The organism is Pantoea rodasii (genome assembly GCF_002095465.1).
In the GTDB taxonomy this organism is placed as follows: Bacteria; Pseudomonadota; Gammaproteobacteria; order Enterobacterales; family Enterobacteriaceae; genus Pantoea; species Pantoea rodasii.
Window position 1 is genome coordinate 68,208 of sequence record NZ_MLFP01000008.1, and the last position, 17,917, is coordinate 86,124.

Below are 17,917 nucleotides of genomic sequence, written 5' to 3' on the forward strand. Positions count from 1 at the left end.
GGTGAGTATGCGATTTTTACCAGTTCCTGAACCTGCTGAATGTTGTAATATTTTATTCACCCGTCTATTAGACATTTTTTATAGAAGAAACGCTCATCGAGTACGTCTGCTAAAGCGGGTTTCCGTCTGGGAAGTAACGGAACTCAATGTGCCTGTCTTTCATTAGAGGCTGTTGATTATAAAGAGGCCTCTGCTTTTCCTGTTCCGTCAAGTTCGCCCACTTTAGGAAATTCATAAAGGGCGGCATGCCTTCATCTACATTGCTTTTATCAAATTGTGGCATGCCCGCAATCGTGATGAGATGGTCAGATTCGTCTTTGATAAGGCTGTGGGTACCGTTAAGATTATCAGTCACAATAACCTGTCGGATATAAGGGAGCACCTCATGTTATGTTTAGTTGTAAAACTGAGCAGATCCCCCCAAATTATAGAACTTACTCCCCAACAAAGTGCCCACATCCCGAAAGCAGAATTATTATCCCGAAAAATGTAAGTGCTTTAATTATTGATAGTTTCATGCCAGTGTCTTTGAATCAAAACGTCAATCATCGGCATCAAAATGACATTCTTTAGCGCCCGTGTAATCAGGTGGGAGAATTTATATATTTATGAAGGATAAGCGTCGGGATTGATGAAGATTAAGCGCATGCAGGTTACGAGCATTTCCTAATTTGAGTTCTGCCTCATGGGCCGTAGCGCCGCAGCTTTCTAGGGCGTTTAAACTATGAATACCTCTAACCTCTACGTTGACTAACCAGTTTGTTCAGATATCTGTTCAATCGTAGCCATAACATTGAGATTTCAAAATGATAATCGGACAGGAAGTACATGTCTCACTGGCTAAGATCAGAAAGCTTTTCCTCTGACAACAGAGTGACGTACTGCCTTGATAGTTATAGCCAGACAGGCTCATGGCCTTATGAACAGCATGATACGTGATACAATTGGCCATAAGAATTATACCCAACCAGTGACCTCATTATGGTTTTTATTCAGGAAGATACAGCGCACCTGTCTGGGCAGGATGCAGAAGCGCTAAAAAAAATCGACTCGCTATCAGATTTAACGATCGCTTCCTGCTGCATATCACTGCCAGCCGGCACGCGTATGGTACGTCTGCAGGAAGGCGCCCACGGCGGAAGCAATGTCTTTTTTAACCATAACGGGCGTGATACCCGCTACGGACTTGTCGACGGCAAAAATGGCACTATGTATACGGCACCCTCGCCAAGAACCGCAATGAAAGAAGTGTTTCAGAAGCGCAAGGGCATGAAGGAGTCTGATCTAGAACGGTATTTTATTGCTGATATTGTCATGCTGGCAGGGATTCAGATCCTGCAAACGTCTCAGCTAGTGATGAAGACTGGCATAACGGTTAACGATCTTACTACCGGTTCACGGCTTGTGACCCAGTTGCTTGCCAGAAGGGCATTTGATGCAGGTCTGAACGGCATAGAGTTTATGTCGAATGTTGCGCAGCAGACTTGCTATGCCCTGTGGCACTGCGATCCAGCAGGCAAAGAAATGGCCATCACGCAGTATCAGGTTCGCCTCAGCGATTTCATATATGAAGGCACAGAGGCAGCCGACATACTCACATTCGAGTTGGGTATACCGGTTGAAGAGTGAGGCGGGTAAGGGGGGAAACATCCCCCTTCTATTATCAGGCAGCGTCCTGCTTTCCGAACAATCGCGCCAGTCGGTAAATTTCCGACATCAGATCGGCGTCCGGGTTGCCTTTCAGCAGTCCGGCAATCGTGTAAGTTCGTCCCGCAGGTCTCAGGCCATCCAGCGGTGTATTACGCTCTTCCATAAAGAATGAGTACTGCATCCTGTCACTAACATCCTGCAGCAGTGTCAGCAGCTGTGGCAACTCTCTGAGCACACCGTCTTCAGAGTTATCCGCATCGCCGGTAAACTGGAATACCGGGTAGCAGAATTCGCCATCAATTTTCAGCGCCAGCAACTTTTGCGCATCCTTCTTCGCTTTGATGGTGACTTTCGAATAACCCAGCAGTTTTGCGGTTTCTGCAGAGGTATACATCCCGCCGTCCTGCTCAACGGCCGACAGGAACATCGCCTTACTGACCTGCCGGCGTAGTAATTTTTTCTTTTCCGGCGTCATCGCATTCAGGGCGCGATGGTGCAGAGACTGAACTATCGCCTCGATGGCAAAGAGCGGGTCAGTCAGCCCCATGCTCTGCTGGCTGACGGGCGTCACACCGGCGCTCATATCTTCAGCCAGCTCTTCCGCAAAGTTTTTCAGGCGAAGCGCAGCGGTCTGGTTATCCGGGTATTTCTGTATGTGACGTTTTTCCTGAACGTTGTTCATGAGAAATCTCCTTAACGATTGAACTACATATATGGTAATTGAAATCGTTAACCTGAGCAAGATTCGTGCACCTGTCTGACCGGGACTGGATTAACCGCATAATATATTCGAATCCATTGTCGATACTGATGCACCCGTTAACGATGTGAGGTACACCGCGCAAAAACGCGGGTCGGCTCTGCTGTAAAGCGTGGAATAGGATGTTTCCGGAACGACCGACAAGCTGCCGGACACCCGCTGGCTGCTGCTGGTTGCCCACGATACCAACATCGCCATGGTACGCACCCTGATGAACTTCACGTGTACACTGTCAGGCTACACGCGTGGCAACATTCCGCCGGGCAGCAGCCTGGTGTTTGAGCGCTGGCGGGATACGAAAAGCGGAGAACGGTTCCTGCACGTTTATTTCCAGGGGCAGAGCCTGGATGACCTGCGGCGCCTGCAGACTGTCGATGAGGAACATCCCTTATTGCGGGAAGAGTGGCGCCAGTCAGATTGCCGGGTCACCGACGAGGGTACGTTATGTCCTATGAACACGGCGCTGAAAACGCTTGGCCGGAATCTGGACTCAGATTCCATCACGCCGGTGGGCTATCAGTAAGTCATTAGCCGGATGCGGTCAGACAGGTATTCTGTCTGATCGTATTAAACGAGATGTATGTCAGATCTGAAATATTCAGGCTAAGCATGCAAACCTCATCAGGTGCCTGCTTTTCAGCTACTTTCTTTATATTGAGAGTCTTAAGGGAAAAGAGGTGCATGATACTGAAGTTAACGGAAGTTGAGCTCGTCGCACTGGTAGGCAGGCGTTTCGCATCAACTGGAGACTTTGCAGGGGCCAGCGTCACGACAATTCTGGAGGTCAGAATTCAGAATGGCAGGCAACTGGTAGTCCACGAGCTTTACGGCAGACAACGTAAAACGCCTCTCACGGTATTTATGCTCAGATTCCCCTACGCGTTGTCCTGAAAACACAGCTTGTTTTTGTACAGGCTTACAGCTGCCGTTTGAGGCGTGATGAGCTGCGTGTTTCACATCCAGAAATGCCGGCACGGATCCTGAAAAGAACCCGCCAGAAGACGGTTTAAATATATCAGTACAGAAATTCTCGTTTGCAACAGCGTAGCTGTGTGTGCACTACGATATTCCCCTCCCCAGGGTGGAATTTATATTTACCTTTTGTTACTGGTCATAGGAGTTATCTATAACCAGCGCTTCCGTTTACGCCGTTAGCCACTGGCCACCTGAAAGGCAGGCAGGCTCCCTGATGAACAGGGATGAAATTAACGTCCGCGCAGGTTAGGATCGGTTCTTGAATCTGCATATCAACGAATAATAATCAAAATATGGATACCTCAAACCTCTACGTCGATCACCTTGCCTGGTGCGGACTCATCGCACTGAACATGGCGCGTCAGGCCGGAACCGTCTGTTCCGCTGCGCAGGAAAACCTCTTTTTATGCAGATGGCTGGCGGCAGCAGAGAAGAAGCGTCTGTTCCGACGTGAACTGGCAAATGACATACGCTGGCTGCTCAGAGTAGGGCGGGAGAAAGGGCTTCGGGCGGATCTTCCGGGTAAGCTGGAATATCTCTGGCGGGCAAGCAGCGGCGATTTGCTGGCGCAGAATGATTTATTCCGCCTCCAGCACGTGATGCACACCATTACGCTGACGGGTATTAATTACGGCGTTCTCACTGAGTCTGAATGGGAAGGGCGTCATGCGGTTAAACTGAGTCCTAAAGTGCCGGGGGTGTTTTTGAGAAAATACGATCTCGAAAACGGATTTGGTGACGATGGGCGTCAGAATACCCCTCTTGCTGTGCGCTTCACCGCCGATCTTACTGCCGTGGATGCGCTGCTAAAGCGTGCCGGGTGGCAACGTCAGGCAAGGACATTAGATCCTCTGCTGCATCATTTATTCTCTGGTAACCAGGGGGAAGGGGACTTTTAATGATAGATTTTAGCAAGCTGTAAAAATTATTGGATCACCGCTGGTGATTATCGATTTCGCGTGCTGAATTCGGCGTTCAGCCAGTACGCAAATGTCGTGATTCTGCTGGCAAAAGTCATAATATCACCGCGTGGGCGCTGACTGATACTCAGCAAATAGTCCATCTCTTCCGCCAGTGCAGGATACCTGTCGTTAAACTTGATGCAGTGTTCCTCGAGCGTTGCCGGCCAGTCCGTATCATTTTCATCTCTCAGGATGCTTGTAGAACGAATAGCCTTGCGGGCTGCCGCCCGCTGCAAAGCATGTCGCTGTATAAGCTTTAATGAGGGTTTCATCCGGGATATGTAATCATTCAGTACAGTGAAAAAATCCCCGTTGACGGCAATCGCGATTTTACTGGAGGGTTTGAAAGGCTCAAAGCGTTCACGCAGGTCTTCGCCATAAACGCAGACGCAGTGATGTCTGAGCCAATATCCCCATCGGTCTCTGTTCTCAGGCAGCAAAACGTCATCTAGCACGCCCGGGTCGATATCGATTTTACTGATCACCGAATAATGATTCTCAAGAGCAGATTTAGCCGCGGCTATTTTTTCAAACGCGTCCGCGTCCGGATGCTTAAAGAAAATCACGGTAAGATCGGCATCAGACTGCATTTCAATTGCCCTGCCTTCAGCCATGCTGCCATAAATGTAGATGCTGTGGATCAGGCCCGGCACCGCAGCGGTAAGCTGATGCACGCTGTCAGTGACAAGCTGCGAGAAGGCAGGCTGAAATACCCGAACCCGGGCTGGGAGATAAATCCGTTATTATCGACTGCCATTACGTTTTCCTTCATGTCATGTGAGGCCGCCGGATAATGCCTGCCGTCATTACCTGCAATCTATATTACCAGCAGCCTGGACAGACTTCAGTTCAGATGATCAGCACTCATACCCACACGATATTTGAAGATTCACTCACCAGAGAGTATGTGTTCCACTCGATGAGGCTGTCAGGCCTTCCGGTCTGCTTAACCCTGAGACAGCCCGGTGCAGTTGGTGTAAAATGAAGACAAACCTCGCCGAGGAGCCGGAGCTGATATGAGTGACCTGAATAATTTTGCCTGTGACATGCCTTACATTGCGGCCGCATTTAACGCGCACTTCCGCAAATCAAGCGCTTGGCCTCAGGGGACACGTTCAGCAGGCATAAGTGATGTAATCGGTCAGGCCTATCCGTTGTCACAGGCTCTGGAAGATCTGGCGCGCGTCCGCGAAGATCTTCGCACCACCTACCGCGTCCTCGCCAGCATGTCAGACTTTGATGAAGCTACCCGGATTGGTGACAGTATTCATGAGTCGGTCTCAATCCTGCTTCTCGAGTTGCGCGCACTCGAGTCTGCCGTAAAAATGGCGGGGAAGACGGATACTGCACAACAGGCCTATCTACGACCCGTTTCACTTGCAAGGGAAGCCGCGCGCGATCTACAGGATTTACTGCAGCAGATGACCGGTGAAGCCGAGCGCCAGGAAAGCAATATAAACCTGATGCACCTTCGCAGGCTTGCAGAGCACGGAACACGTACCGCCGGCACGCGTCACTGAGTAACGCCTGGTGAGCTTCAGCGTCAGTCTTAATCCGGACTCCTGCGACCTTTACTTTCGCGCGTTTTTGCGTCTCATCCGGATGTGTCCCCACAACTCGCGGATGATTTACTGCGTGATTTTGAGCTGTATAAACGTTACGGACGTAAGCCAGACTATTTTGGCCGTGACTGCCGATACGATCGTCCTGAATCCATTATCAGTTCTGAGATCTACCACATCCATCTGGACCTTGTTTCACCGGTTCCCTTTAACGGGCAGCGGGTGCAGTTCCGGCAGGTGAGTGATACGGCGCTAGTGTACACCCGGGGATTTTTTAATGAAGACGCTTACAGCATTCTGGCCGTCCTGGAGCCCGCGCACACCATGCTTCAGCCGGAAACAATGCACTCATGCGTACCTTCCAGCACTATGCGGACACCTTCCGCAACCAGAACTGATATCTGTTAAGCACCTAACCAGCCATCATCAGCCTGAAAGATGGTTATCCATAAAATCAACCATGGCACCGGCGTGTGCATCCACATGGCGGATATAGCGCATCACCGTCTCCGGCTTTTTCCAGGTTCCTTCTTGCATGATCTGCGCGGTACTGTATTTCTTCATGGCCATATCGACCGCTGCACCAACGCGCGTACTGTGTCCGGTCCAGCCCCGATAGCGGCCTTTATTGGCTTTCACCTCACCCGGAGAACCGGCTTCGCGCCACGCGCGGCCGAAAATATCCTCAATGGCGCGGGTTGAGAGGGGATTAACGGTACTGATGACGGCCTGATTTGAGCGATGAACAGGCCCGAAGATGTAGGCATCCGGCTCAGAGATCAGCCCGGACTGAATCAACCATTCCGTTAGGCGTAAAGTTGAGAGCTCGCCGAGTGCCTTGATGAGTCCACCGGTCTGCACGATCGTTTTTGTCCAGGCCACATCCAGAATGATGCGTCCGTCCGATGCCCGGGTCACGTCCCGGACCCTGAGCCTGCCTAGTTCGCTGATGCGCAGCAGGGTTGCGTAAGCCACGTGCATAAAGGCAAGATCGCGCGTCTGCAGCAATCGTTTGGAACCAGACCACACGGTATCCAGCTTCAGCAGATCGGTAATACGAAACGGGATGGCCTGGCCGGCACGCTCGCCCTGAACAACGGCGGTGCGATTAATACGCTTTACCGCGCGAAAAACCAGCGGCGAGGTGTTCGGGGGCACCAGTCCGGCGTTACGGTGTAACATTGAAATAAGCGCGGCGTGCGTCGATACCGTTGAGGATGCGCGCCCGCTGGCCTGCAGGTAAAGGAGATAGTCGCGCAGACAGGCAGAGGACATGGGCAGAAAAGTGCGACCGTTTTCTTCTGCCCACTTTGCGCAGATCCGCATCACGCTGAGCAGCTGGCGCCACGTGTTATCTGAGAAAGCTTCCCGATCCTGCACGAACTCGCGCAGCCGGAGGGTAATGTCGCCTTTAGCGGAAAGAGTCATTTCTGAAGCAGGATGTTTTTCGTTCATATCGTCCGGTTATTGGCCGTCATCGTGAAGGCGTTGCTGCGTGAATTCTGTGATAAGTGCAGGGCTATGACCCTGCAGATTTCACGTAGCGCTGCCGTATAAAACACCAACTCCGTCCGGTGCAGGTTTGCTCAGGACACGATCGGGACGGAGATCCCCATCATACGCGGATCCTTCGCTGGATCCTAGCTTCATATAACTCCAATTATATGAAGTTAGAAATTTTGGCTCAATCCAGTTGGGGCGTTAAAGAGAGTGGGTTAGGTGGGGGTGATGCAATGCTAATTATCTAAGGTCGAGTCTTGCCTGCAGGTTATGTTCGTAATTAAGCAAAAGCACACAATAACTCATAAAACATCATTTATAAAAAGTTGGAAGTTTTTGCAACATTCCCGCATTGGAAGGCCGCTAATGGGCGGGCGTCAAGTTGATAAAAGATCAATGATATTAGGTTGGAAATCTTCAGATGCAGACAGTCAACAGCACCAAAAAAGGAATCAAACTTTCCACAATTCCTTGTTCAAAAAGTACGTGATAAGTCATTTACTGGAGCTGGAGAACGAGGGGCCATTTTTGCAATAAGTTTACGATTAACCGCTACGTTTAATCAAAGCCAAAGCGATTTTCTAGGTAAAATTTAAAGCTTTTAAAATAATTAATACATAGAAAATCCATTTAAAATGACCTATTGCAATATTCATAATCCAGCCAAAAGTAAATTATAATCATTGAGTTAACTACAGCTAACTGTGGCTCTGAAATCATTGAAATGGTAAACCAAAGCCAAGCCATGACTACGCTTCGCATAAATTAATTTAAGGATATTTCTGGCAAAACACTTCCATGCCTCCACGCCTCGCTTTATTTATTTCTTTGCCTTCAACCCTGAGAATTCCATAAATGTTCATTGATATCACTTAGTTAATAGACAGTTCATAAGTTCATATAAATTAATTCTCATTTGGCTGTTGGTTAATCCTTTATTCATCCTATACTTCTACTGTGGAATAAAAACCAACCTAAATAATAATGCAGCATCCAAGACGAGGTTTAGAATGACGTTATAAAACTAGTTTTTATTTCATTCTTCTTCAACGCTGAATCGAGCTAAGCACTCCGAAATAATCTTAATTTCATTATCATTCAGACCCATGCTGTTTTTAATTTCCGGGGGATTCATGACGCCGTTCCAAAGCTTTTGGCAGGGGGGATTTGAAGGGGCAGATCATATCAATCCCTACGGATTGCGTCTTTCCATGAACGCAGCCAACGCGCATGCCAGTCGATGCAATGAAGATTATGCCAACCTGCAAAGCTTCGGTATTCAAACCGTGCGGGAAAGCATCGGTTGGCGGCTCGCCAGTAGCAATCCACAGCAACAGCGTCAGCACTTAAGCGAGAAGATGCATTTTGCGCAACGGCACAGTATCCAGATCAACTGGACGCTTTGTCACTATGGTTTTCCCGAAGATCTTCCGCTATTCGACCCTGAATTTGTTGTCCGCTTTGCTGAGTGGAGTTATCAAATCGCCGATTATTTGCGGCCCTTATATGATCAGCCACCTATCTATTCCCCCATTAATGAAATCTCCTTTTTAAGCTGGGGTATTTCAGTAGGCTTGTTCCATGCAGGATTTGATGCGCGCGTCAGTGATCCGGATGCCGTTAAGCAGCAGTTGGTACGTGCAGCGCTGGCTGCGTGTCAAGCCATCACTGCTGCAGATAGCCGCGCCCGGTTTTTACACTGCGACCCGATAATTCATCTGGTGGTTGATCAACCCGATGCCGTCTGTGGTGAATATGCTGAGGTGATGAATCAGGCACAGTTCCAGGCGTGGGACATGCTGGCAGGACGCACTCATGCAGAATTGGGGGGGGCGCCTGAATTACTCGATATGGTCGGGGTTAATTATTATCACAGCAATCAATGGGAAGCCGCGTCAGGCTTACCGCTGGACTGGCATTTGGGCGACGCGCGCCGCGTACCATTACACAGCCTACTCAACTCCGTTTTCAGCGCTATAACACCCCACTTTTACTCGCTGAGACGAGCCATGTGGGCAGTGGCCGATCGGCGTGGCTTAACGATATTACTGTACAGGTCGCTCAGGCTCAGCTCAAAGGTGTCGAGATAGCCGGCATCTGCCTGTACCCGATTATCGATCGCCCGCTTTGGGAGGCTCCTAAGCATTGGCCTCAGGCCGGACTTTGGGATGTCATCCATGACGGCGATGATCCCTATGCCCGGGTTTTACATCACTCCTACGCTCAAACACTGCTGCATTGTCAGCGTCAATTAAAACACTTCCAGTCTTTCCTCCTTAGGGACGAACTACCAAAGGAATTCGCCATGCATAATCAAACGTTAATCGTGTTTAGTCATTTGCGTTGGGAGTTCGTATATCAACGTCCGCAGCATCTGATGTCCCGCCTGGCGCAACATTATCAGGTGATTTTCATTGAGGAACCGGTCTGGCACAGCGGCGAGGCCTTCTTAAAGCAATATGACGCGGCAGCCAATCTAACCGTCGTTGTGCCACATACTGGTGTTGATGCACCTGGTTTTCACGATGGCCAGATTGCAATTCTGCAACCGTTGCTGGCGGAATTGATGGCACAGAATACGTCTCCGCTTGTGTGGTTTTACACCCCGATGGCGTTACCGCTGCTTGAGGGTTTTAAACCTGCCGCAATTATTTATGACTGCATGGATGAGTTATCGGCCTTTGACAAAGCACCGCTGCAACTGCGTCAGCGTGAGTCGGCATTAATGAGCCATGCCGATTTAGTATTCACTGGCGGCAGCAGCTTATATGAGGCAAAAAAATCGACACGAGGCAGTTTACTGTTTTCCCAGCAGCGTCGATGCCGCGCATTTTGAGCAGGCACGTGATCGAACCAATGGCCATCCTTTACAGCAAATGTTGCCATTACAGCGGCTTGGATATTATGGAGTAATTGATGAACGGCTCGATTTGGCCTTGATAGCCAGTCTTGCGGACGCGCATCCTGACTGGCAAATCATCATGGTAGGGCCGGTGGTAAAAATTGATCCAATGACACTGCCGCAGAGGGGAAATATTCACTGGTTTGGTCAGCAACCGTATGCAGCGTTGCCACATTTTTGGCGGATTGGGATGTGTGTTTGATGCCTTTTGCATTGAATGAGGCGACACGCTATATCAGTCCGACTAAAGTGCTGGAATATATGGCAGCCGGTTTACCGATTATCAGCAGCGCGATCCCGGATGTATTGCAGCATTATTCACAGTTAGTCAGCATTGCGAATACCCATCAGCACTTTATTGCTTTGTGCGAACAGGCACTACAACGCACAGAGCAGCAACAGCAGACGCTTGCTGCGAGTATGGCCGAAATTGTCGCTAACACTTCATGGGATAAAACGGCAGATGCCATGTATGCGCTGATGGAGCAGAAGACACGTGCGGTGGAAAAAGTTTCAAACGAGTTGTTTGGTCACAATCAGGAGGAAAACACCAGGGCGCCGCTGTTGACCACACATGTTGAATGCCTAATTTTAGGAGGCGGTCCAACCGGGCTGAGCGCAGCTTATCATTATGGTAAAAATGCAGTATTACTGGAGAAACAGTCACGTACTGGCGGCTGGTGCCGCTCCATTCAGGATGGCGGTTTTACCTTTGATCATGCTGGTCACATCATGTTTACCAATGATCCGTATGTCCTAAAACTATATGATTTGCTGCTGGGCGAGAACCAGCATTGGCAAGCGCGGGAAGCCTGGGTTTACAGTCACGACGTCTACACACGCTATCCATTCCAGTCTGCATTACATGGATTGCCTGTAAACGTCATCAGCGAGTGCGTGTTGGGTGCGGTTGAAGCGCGATACGGTTTGGCAGATGTTAACGAATCAGATCAACGTGGAACACAACTTTTGCATGAGGACTGCTGTGCCGATGGCGGTATGAATGACATCCAGTGCCGCGTGATGCCAGTGATTGAGCCAACAGAAAATTTTGAGCGGTTTATCTATTCCACCTGGGGAAAAGGGATCGCTGAACATTTTGCCATTCCCTACAATCGCAAGTTGTGGAAAATCCCGTTAACAGAAATGGAAACGTCGTGGCTCGGCGGTCGTGTCCCGTTACCTGATCTCAGCCAGATCATTACAGGGGCGCTGGCGCCACTGGCAAAACAACTGGGGCCAAATGCCCGTTTCGGATATCCCCTTGTTGGCGGTTTTCAGGCGCTAATGGATGGTTTTCTACCGCATCTGACGGCCCAACTTCACACCGAAGCGGAGATCGTGAATATTGTTCCGCGAGCCCGTACGGTGGAACTGGCAAATGGGCAACAGTATTATTATCAGCAGTTAATTAGCACGTTGCCGCTACCTGAGCTGATTAAGTTGATTGGAAGCGACGTACCTGCGTCAATCCAAAGCGCCGCTCAGGCGCTGCGGCATGTATCGGTACGCTGCGTAAATCTGGGCATCGATCGTGCTGATATCAGCGAGAAGCACTGGATTTATTATCCTGGCGACACAGTTTTCCACCGGGTTTTCCTGCAAGGCAACGCCAGCCCGCACTGCAATGCAGAGGGCGGATTCGGCCTGACGTGTGAAATGAGCTATTGCCCCGATTATCCTTTGCCGCTGGAAGGTGAAGCACTTATTCAGCGATGTATTGAAGATTGTATTCGCGTGGGATTATTTAACGTAAGCGATAAGGTCATATGTGCCCATCAGGTCGATATGCCATATGCGTATGTAGTTTATGACCACCAACGAAGGAAAAATGTATCGCTGATACGCGACTGGTTGCAGCAACAAGGCATCACACTCTCTGGTCGCTACAGTGAATGGGAGTATTACAATTCCGACCATGCTTTCCTTGCCGGCAAAAGGGCGGCAGAGAAGGTTGCCAGCAATCTGATAAGCCAAAAAGTTCCGCGTGAGCCTATTTATCGGCTGCATCGTGATAATTGTGAGCAGACGTTGCTGTTATACCGGTCATTTATGACTGGGCTGTAGGTATCCTGAACACGCATATATGTCATGCTCGCAGAAAAAGAATCAGGCAGACTTATGCAATTGCTCGGCGATTAATACAAAGTTGCATCGTAAATTCGTAATTTTCCACCGTTTCGTTCTGAAATAATTTTCATGATAAACGGCACTTCTTTTACGGACATGAACGACAACAAACAAAGCAGAGCAAGTTTAATCGGACACGCAATCGGCGCGGCTGTCATACAGTTAACAGCGAAAGGCGGTGCAATCCGTAAAGACAACATACTGTATGAACTTGAACTTATGGCTGCCTTATCTGATGATCTCAAAATGAAGTAAGTCATTCGCGAAGCGGCTAAAATCATGAGGGCGGGAAACTCTAAGGCTTCATAGCCTGATGAGGCACTCCCGGATTGTTCTTAAGGCCATACAGAGTTAACATGATCCAGCATGGTGCATCTCTGCGTTCAGTCGAAAAGGGCGTCATGTACGACGGTGTTTGTCGGCTTTGCAACGCCTGCATCCGGTACTTGCTCGCAAATGGACTGGCCCGCAGCGTGCGGGTTGGATCCGCGTTACTGAAGCATATCGGCCACTCAGCGGACAACATCCATAGGCTTGTCTTAATAGAGGGCAATCAGCCTTGGGGAAGGCCGCCATGCCACTAGATTAAGTCCAAAAGTGCCGGGGCCGTTTATCAGAAGGGCAGACCTCGATGCAGGTTTTAATGAACAAGGTGGCCAGATAACGCCTATCTCTGTGCGCATTACTGCCGATCTTTCTGCAGTGGATATGCGCTTTCGCGAGTAGGATGGAGGCGTGAGCCTTATGATGGCAGCTCATTCCTGCACCGTCTCATCCCCCATGGACAGGGACCAGAGAAAGATAATCACCTCTTGAGATAGTTAATAATCAGGAGTCATGAGCTGTCAGATGCGGATTTTGAATAATTAGTTTTCTGACAGACCGGTCATATCTTTGACAGATTGCAGAGACATTCCACTTTCAAGCAGTTTCACCACAATATCCAGCCTGCCTTTCTGCTCACCCAACTGAATGCATTTTCAATATCTATAAGTTCCAGCTACTGTGCAATCGGCATCAAAGCCTCATCATGCTGCGCAACCTTCTCTGCCAAAGGGGCTGAAATACAATAAGTTTATATCCTGCCTCTGATGGACTTACTTAATGTCTGATTTTATCCAGCTCTTTATCTGTCAGGCCAGTTAGTTCCTTTACAGACTTAAATTCAATGCCGTCTTTCAAAAGCTTATCAGCAAGTCCCAGCTTGCCTTCCTGACCTCCTTTTTCAATACCCTTTTGTTCAAGCTGCTGTGCGATTGTCATCAGAGCCTCCTCGTGCTGCGACACCTTCAGTGCCAGATTACGTACAAAGGCTTCAGCGTCATCAGTTACGCCTGCCTGTATGAGATAGTTTATGAGCGATACGAGTTGCAGTCCCGTCAGATGTCCGGTCAGCAGCCTGGCGGCAAGCCGGTCGAGAAGCTCCGACAAATTCCTGCGATGAATATGCTTCTGCAGCAGGTTCAGAGCCGCCATGCTGCGATGCGTCATTATCTCGTCGTCGGGGATGACAGTAACATCGACTAGGGGAAATGCCGTGCCGTACAACCTGGATACCATGTCTGGATCGCCGAACTCCTACAAGAAGTCTGTAGAGGTAGTCCTGCATGTCCTCCGGCGACATCGGCAGGAGCGACCGCCGGTTTTCCTGCGACCATCGCCAGCAGATCCGCATCACGCTCAGCAGCTGACGCCTCGTGTTAGGCGAGAAGGCCTCGCGGTGCCGCACGAACGAGGCCAGTTTCGCAGTGAGATCGTCACCGGCGCTGCCGCTGATGGCCACACCAGTAAAACCGGAGATATTGTTCATATTTGCTCAGTATTAGCCCGTTTAGCTGAAGACATCGCTAAGTGAATTCTGAAGAAAGGAGCAGGGCAAAATCCCCGTCAGATTTTACGTAGCGCTGCAGGAATTTCAAACGCCTGCGCCTGGCCCGACCAGCAGTTCAGCTTTGAGGTTTCGCCGCGTCGTAAAAGTGGCCTTAAAGTTCAGAATCCGGCCCTGATCAGTTTAACATAGGGGTTTTTGGCGTTTGTCTGGACTTATATAAAGCTTATTATATAAGGTCAGTAAGTACTTCTATGCTTCTTAAGGCCGGCGGGTCTGACAGAGTTCATAGAAGGTCAACTATGTGAAGTTGAAGTTTACGTTTATCTTCCTGCTAATCGGTTGGTTTGAATAGATTAAAATAGTACGAGAATTTTTGTTCTGAAGTCCTATTTATGACTTATCAAGTAAATAAGGTAGATTAGGTAATCCTTAATCCCAGGCTTATGGAAAAGATTACATCGCATTACTTTTAGAAAAATAAATTTTCATGAATGACTTACTTAGCATTTAATAAATATACCCTCAGTTACGCAGATACATTTTGGAATTTTTAACATCTGGTTAATGGCTTTAACATGAACTCAAAGTATAGCAATTTCAACTATTTAAAAAATACTTGATAAATATCATTTATAACTCTTTGAAAAAATGTCATTTTTTGTTTTTTGTTCGGGGTATTATTTGTGAAAAAAGCAATTGCATACATTAGATTCTCCACGTTAGCTCAAAAGTCAGGAGATTCACTACGACGCCAGAACTTCCTTGTAGATGAATGGTTGAAAAATAACCCTGAGTATTACCTTGAAGATCTAAGGTATGAAGACCTTGGTTACAGTGCTTTTGATGGTAGTCATGCATCCAAGGGGGCACTTTATGACTTCATGGATGCAGTAAACAGAGGTCATATCACATCAGGAACAACTTTGCTCATTGAGAGTCTAGATCGATTATCAAGAGAGAAAATAAATGATGCGACGGAAAGGCTTAAAAAATATTCTGAAAGCAGGAATTAATGTTATTACTTTAAGTGATAACATCCGTTATACATATGACTCATTAGATGATCCGTACATTCTCATTAGAGCTATATTAATAGCTCAGAGAGCAAATGAAGAAAGCGAGATAAAATCACGACGAATGAAAGCGGCTTGGGTAAATAAAAGAGAGGAAGCACGAAAAACAGGTAAAATCCTAACCAAAACATGTCCAAAATGGTTGAGAGTAAGCAATGATGGTCAGACATTCGACATCATAGAAGAACATAAGATCACTTTGAACAAAATATTTAAAATGCGGCTAAAGGGATTATCAATCAGTGAAGTTACAAAAACACTCAATAAAAATAAAAATAAAAACTTTAAAAAATACACCTGGGGGGTGGTGCGTATCAACCGTTCAAAATTTATTGAAAAATGAATCTCTTATAGGAAAGTATACTCCATCCTATATGACAAAGGCCAAAGGGGTTAAAGAAATTGAAAATTACTTCCCTGCAGTAATAAGCAATAAACTTTTTTACGACGTGCAAGAAATAAGAGTTTTACCTTTTGGGCACGAAATTATAACCAACAACCCTCTTAATATAAACATTTTCAGATCATTGCTCAAATGCTCTGAATGTGGCCACTCTTTGATAGTTAACTGTGTATATAAAAACTTCATGGGATATTATAAGTGTTCGATGAAGAGATATCACCGATGCTCTACACCTCCTCTGCGCCGAGATTTCATTGACGACGTATTCATAAGAGTCCTATTGGAAAGCATTTCCTGTTTTGGCGATGATATGCATGATGAAAATACAGTGTTGAACTTACAGAAAAAAATCGAAGAAACTAAATTTAAACTTAAAAACATCCTCGATGCCTTGCAAGTAGCATCAGAAGTTGAGGCTTTAGCTTTAAAAATGAAAGAAGTTAACAAAGAAATTAAAAATCGCCGAATCCAAACTACACTCATTTTTAGAGAGAAACAATTATAATGAGAGAGTTTGCTTATCAGATGTAGATTTATTCTCTAAAGAAAACAGGGAATATATTCGTCATTACGCATCAAAAAACATAAAAAGAATCACAGTCGATTTGAGAAATAAAAAATGCGAAGTGGAGTTATTAAGCGGGCTTAAGATTTATAATTTTCCGCTAGATAAAAAAATAGATCTTAACTTATTCAAACATTCATTTATGTACATTCAAGGAGGGGCTCTTGTTCTTTAAATAAAAATAAAGTGCAGACTACTACAATAATCATTAAGTCTGCACTTTTTTTAATAGAAGAATCTTTTGTTCTTAAAACGGAGATCATAAAGTAGCTAACGTTTTGTACTAATGTACTGGGTATCGAGGAGACTTACAGGTTACTAGGGGAGGGTTTTAGGCGATGCAGTTAAAGTTTGACAGCACCTTATTATAAATTTAACATAATTATGATGTTCATTAGTGATGATGTGGGTGCTATTAGATAATGTCATTTTCCAGCGCCACAACCCGCATGGCGCTAGAAGTGCAATCAACCAAACCGTTCCGGCCTGAAACTCGCAAGCATAGGGTGCTTCACGCCTGATAGCATTTCCTCAGCAATCATCTCGCCTAAAATAAGCCCCAGCGTTGCCCCGGAATGAGTAAAGGCAACAAAACACCCGGGAACCTTTTCTAACTCACCAACCACCGGTTCGCCATCTCCAGGAATAGGCTTCAACCCTATTTTCCAGCTTCCGGCTGTCAGTGAGGTACCTTCCCCAATCAATTTTCCTGCTTCTGCCATTAGCTGGCTAACAACAGCTTCATCAACGCTGTAGCTACCGTTAGCATGTGCAACGATATCCTCTTCATACCAGTCATGATCAACCGCCAGTGTATTGCCTGGATTAGGTCTGACTGCGGCGCGCGGAGTGTTTAATACCACTTTCATACCCTGATAATAGGGTTGACTGGTAACCAGCATTGAAACCGGCGATCCGTTGGGGATGTGTACGCCAAGCGGTGCAACGAGATCGGGTGTCCAGGGGCCGCACGCCACCAGCACCTTATCAGAAAGAAATTCGCCGCGGTTTTCGCTGCAAATACCCACCACACGCCCGGATGCCGTCATCACACTGGCTTTACCCGCATCTTCAACGACCTCGCCACCCAGAGATCTAAAGGCCTGTACAAGATGTTCGATGAGATGGGGCAGGCTGACCCAACCTTCTCCCGGATTAGCAATCGCGATGTGGGAAAGGCTCGCCTTGTTAACCTGCGCATCGACGCCATCTATGTTCGCCTGATTGATCAGGTGTGAATCATATCCAACTGCTTTCTCATACTGATGGCGTGCATGGGTGCCAGCATCATCATCAGCAGTCCAGAAAATGGCACCATCAAAACGAAGCCATTCAATATCGGGATAATGGGCTGACAATGTGCGATAGCGATCGATACCCGCCATGCGCAGGGCGTGGTAGGGCAATGAACGTTCACCAGCAGAGTTTAACCAGGAGAGTGAACGTCCTGAAGCGCCCGAACAGAGCGCAGATTCGGTGACCAATGTCACTTTCGCACCGGCTTTCACCAGTTGCCAGGCCGTTGATACCCCGAGAATACCGCCACCCAGCACGACAACGGTGTTTGACACAGATTTCTCAGACATCATTTATTCCTTCTGTTA

The 17,917-nt window shown here is 47.7% G+C and carries 18 protein-coding genes and 3 pseudogenes; 14 read left to right on the top strand and 7 right to left on the bottom strand.

Annotation, left to right across the window (positions count from 1 at the left end; genetic code table 11):
- Positions 1-109: 109 nt before the first annotated feature.
- The gene (locus HA45_RS12520) at positions 110-355 is read right to left on the bottom strand and encodes a hypothetical protein (protein ID WP_128598942.1); all 246 of its coding nucleotides are present in this window, start codon (positions 353-355) and stop codon (positions 110-112) included.
- 626 nt (positions 356-981) lie between these two features.
- Between HA45_RS12520 and HA45_RS12525 the strand changes: the two genes are divergently transcribed.
- Positions 982-1,629 (top strand): RES family NAD+ phosphorylase, encoded by a 648-nt coding sequence (locus HA45_RS12525; protein ID WP_100703040.1) that lies wholly within the window; start codon positions 982-984, stop codon positions 1,627-1,629.
- Between the two features lie 34 nt (positions 1,630-1,663).
- Here HA45_RS12525 and HA45_RS12530 read toward each other — a convergent pair whose 3' ends face one another.
- Positions 1,664-2,332 (bottom strand): hypothetical protein, encoded by a 669-nt coding sequence (locus tag HA45_RS12530; RefSeq protein ID WP_100703041.1) that lies wholly within the window; start codon positions 2,330-2,332, stop codon positions 1,664-1,666.
- A gap of 139 nt (positions 2,333-2,471) precedes the next feature.
- Between HA45_RS12530 and HA45_RS12535 the strand changes: the two are divergent.
- Positions 2,472-2,933: pseudogene (locus HA45_RS12535) on the top strand (histidine-type phosphatase); the annotation flags it as partial.
- 745 nt (positions 2,934-3,678) lie between these two features.
- A complete protein-coding gene (locus HA45_RS12540) occupies positions 3,679-4,284 on the top strand; it encodes a DUF2913 family protein (protein WP_100703042.1) in 606 nt (201 codons plus the stop codon).
- A gap of 47 nt (positions 4,285-4,331) precedes the next feature.
- Here the strand turns inward: HA45_RS12540 and HA45_RS12545 are convergent, their stop codons facing one another.
- Complete coding sequence (locus HA45_RS12545; RefSeq protein WP_240629256.1) at positions 4,332-5,021, bottom strand: nucleotidyltransferase domain-containing protein; 690 nt, start codon at positions 5,019-5,021, stop codon at positions 4,332-4,334.
- A gap of 342 nt (positions 5,022-5,363) precedes the next feature.
- Here HA45_RS12545 and HA45_RS12550 point away from each other — a divergent pair, with 342 nt between their 5' ends.
- The gene (locus HA45_RS12550) at positions 5,364-5,867 is read left to right on the top strand and encodes a hypothetical protein (protein WP_100703043.1); all 504 of its coding nucleotides are present in this window, start codon (positions 5,364-5,366) and stop codon (positions 5,865-5,867) included.
- Between the two features lie 84 nt (positions 5,868-5,951).
- On the top strand, positions 5,952-6,317 hold the full coding sequence (locus HA45_RS29035) for a type II toxin-antitoxin system YafO family toxin (protein WP_158087314.1): 366 nt from the start codon (positions 5,952-5,954) through the stop codon (positions 6,315-6,317).
- An 18-nt stretch (positions 6,318-6,335) separates the two neighbouring features.
- On the opposite strand, the gene HA45_RS12560 is transcribed toward HA45_RS29035, so the two are convergent.
- Positions 6,336-7,364 carry a tyrosine-type recombinase/integrase gene (locus HA45_RS12560; RefSeq protein ID WP_100703045.1) on the bottom strand — a complete coding sequence of 343 codons (1,029 nt, stop codon included), beginning with the start codon at positions 7,362-7,364 and terminating at the stop codon, positions 6,336-6,338.
- Between the two features lie 1,178 nt (positions 7,365-8,542).
- On the opposite strand from HA45_RS12560, the gene HA45_RS29040 reads away from it, so the two are divergent.
- The 4 genes from HA45_RS29040 to HA45_RS27300 all read left to right on the top strand — a co-directional run bounded on the left by HA45_RS29040 (position 8,543) and on the right by HA45_RS27300 (position 12,696).
- Complete coding sequence (locus HA45_RS29040; protein ID WP_366557336.1) at positions 8,543-9,499, top strand: hypothetical protein; 957 nt, start codon at positions 8,543-8,545, stop codon at positions 9,497-9,499.
- On the top strand, positions 9,421-10,245 hold the full coding sequence (locus tag HA45_RS29045) for a glycosyltransferase family protein (RefSeq protein WP_366557337.1): 825 nt from the start codon (positions 9,421-9,423) through the stop codon (positions 10,243-10,245). Before HA45_RS29040 ends, HA45_RS29045 begins: the two co-directional genes overlap by 79 nt.
- Before the next feature lie 267 nt (positions 10,246-10,512).
- A complete protein-coding gene (locus HA45_RS29050; RefSeq protein WP_366557338.1) occupies positions 10,513-12,378 on the top strand; it encodes an NAD(P)-binding protein in 1,866 nt (621 codons plus the stop codon).
- A gap of 159 nt (positions 12,379-12,537) precedes the next feature.
- Positions 12,538-12,696 (top strand): hypothetical protein, encoded by a 159-nt coding sequence (locus HA45_RS27300; RefSeq protein WP_158087315.1) that lies wholly within the window; start codon positions 12,538-12,540, stop codon positions 12,694-12,696.
- A gap of 611 nt (positions 12,697-13,307) precedes the next feature.
- On the opposite strand, the gene HA45_RS29420 is transcribed toward HA45_RS27300, so the two are convergent.
- Positions 13,308-13,379 carry an Rpn/YhgA-type helix-turn-helix domain-containing protein gene (locus tag HA45_RS29420; RefSeq protein ID WP_495524942.1) on the bottom strand — a complete coding sequence of 24 codons (72 nt, stop codon included), beginning with the start codon at positions 13,377-13,379 and terminating at the stop codon, positions 13,308-13,310.
- 163 nt (positions 13,380-13,542) lie between these two features.
- Positions 13,543-14,019: pseudogene (locus HA45_RS12570) on the bottom strand (Rpn family recombination-promoting nuclease/putative transposase); the annotation flags it as partial.
- A gap of 142 nt (positions 14,020-14,161) precedes the next feature.
- Here HA45_RS12570 and HA45_RS28650 point away from each other — a divergent pair.
- From HA45_RS28650 to HA45_RS28155, 5 genes and pseudogenes are all read left to right on the top strand, one after another.
- Complete coding sequence (locus HA45_RS28650; protein ID WP_276308770.1) at positions 14,162-14,296, top strand: hypothetical protein; 135 nt, start codon at positions 14,162-14,164, stop codon at positions 14,294-14,296.
- 659 nt (positions 14,297-14,955) lie between these two features.
- On the top strand, positions 14,956-15,285 hold the full coding sequence (locus HA45_RS27510) for a recombinase family protein (protein WP_169718924.1): 330 nt from the start codon (positions 14,956-14,958) through the stop codon (positions 15,283-15,285).
- On the top strand, positions 15,239-15,688 hold the full coding sequence (locus HA45_RS27515) for a serine integrase family protein (RefSeq protein WP_169718925.1): 450 nt from the start codon (positions 15,239-15,241) through the stop codon (positions 15,686-15,688). The genes HA45_RS27510 and HA45_RS27515 overlap by 47 nt, the downstream gene beginning before the upstream one ends.
- Positions 15,588-15,968, top strand: a pseudogene (locus HA45_RS28150) (recombinase family protein); the annotation flags it as partial. The gene HA45_RS27515 and the pseudogene HA45_RS28150, both read left to right, overlap by 101 nt.
- Before the next feature lie 60 nt (positions 15,969-16,028).
- Positions 16,029-16,253 carry a hypothetical protein gene (locus tag HA45_RS28155; RefSeq protein WP_244563447.1) on the top strand — a complete coding sequence of 75 codons (225 nt, stop codon included), beginning with the start codon at positions 16,029-16,031 and terminating at the stop codon, positions 16,251-16,253.
- Positions 16,254-16,780: 527 nt separating this feature from the next.
- On the opposite strand, the gene HA45_RS12590 is transcribed toward HA45_RS28155, so the two are convergent.
- Complete coding sequence (locus tag HA45_RS12590) at positions 16,781-17,899, bottom strand: NAD(P)/FAD-dependent oxidoreductase (protein WP_100703050.1); 1,119 nt, start codon at positions 17,897-17,899, stop codon at positions 16,781-16,783.
- Positions 17,900-17,917: the final 18 nt, after the last annotated feature.

What these genes read in the sequence shown, in the direction of transcription:
- HA45_RS12540 (WP_100703042.1), top strand. Translation starts at nt 3,679, where the DNA reads ATGGATACCTCAAACCTCTACGTCGATCACCTTGCCTGGTGCGGACTC.
- HA45_RS27515 (WP_169718925.1), top strand. Translation starts at nt 15,239, where the DNA reads ATGATGCGACGGAAAGGCTTAAAAAATATTCTGAAAGCAGGAATTAAT.
- HA45_RS12560 (WP_100703045.1), bottom strand. Translation starts at nt 7,364, where the DNA reads ATGAACGAAAAACATCCTGCTTCAGAAATGACTCTTTCCGCTAAAGGC.
- HA45_RS12550 (WP_100703043.1), top strand. Translation starts at nt 5,364, where the DNA reads ATGAGTGACCTGAATAATTTTGCCTGTGACATGCCTTACATTGCGGCC.
- HA45_RS29040 (WP_366557336.1), top strand. Translation starts at nt 8,543, where the DNA reads ATGACGCCGTTCCAAAGCTTTTGGCAGGGGGGATTTGAAGGGGCAGAT.
- HA45_RS29050 (WP_366557338.1), top strand. Translation starts at nt 10,513, where the DNA reads ATGCCTTTTGCATTGAATGAGGCGACACGCTATATCAGTCCGACTAAA.
- HA45_RS12530 (WP_100703041.1), bottom strand. Translation starts at nt 2,332, where the DNA reads ATGAACAACGTTCAGGAAAAACGTCACATACAGAAATACCCGGATAAC.
- HA45_RS12525 (WP_100703040.1), top strand. Translation starts at nt 982, where the DNA reads ATGGTTTTTATTCAGGAAGATACAGCGCACCTGTCTGGGCAGGATGCA.
- HA45_RS27300 (WP_158087315.1), top strand. Translation starts at nt 12,538, where the DNA reads ATGAACGACAACAAACAAAGCAGAGCAAGTTTAATCGGACACGCAATC.
- HA45_RS12590 (WP_100703050.1), bottom strand. Translation starts at nt 17,899, where the DNA reads ATGTCTGAGAAATCTGTGTCAAACACCGTTGTCGTGCTGGGTGGCGGT.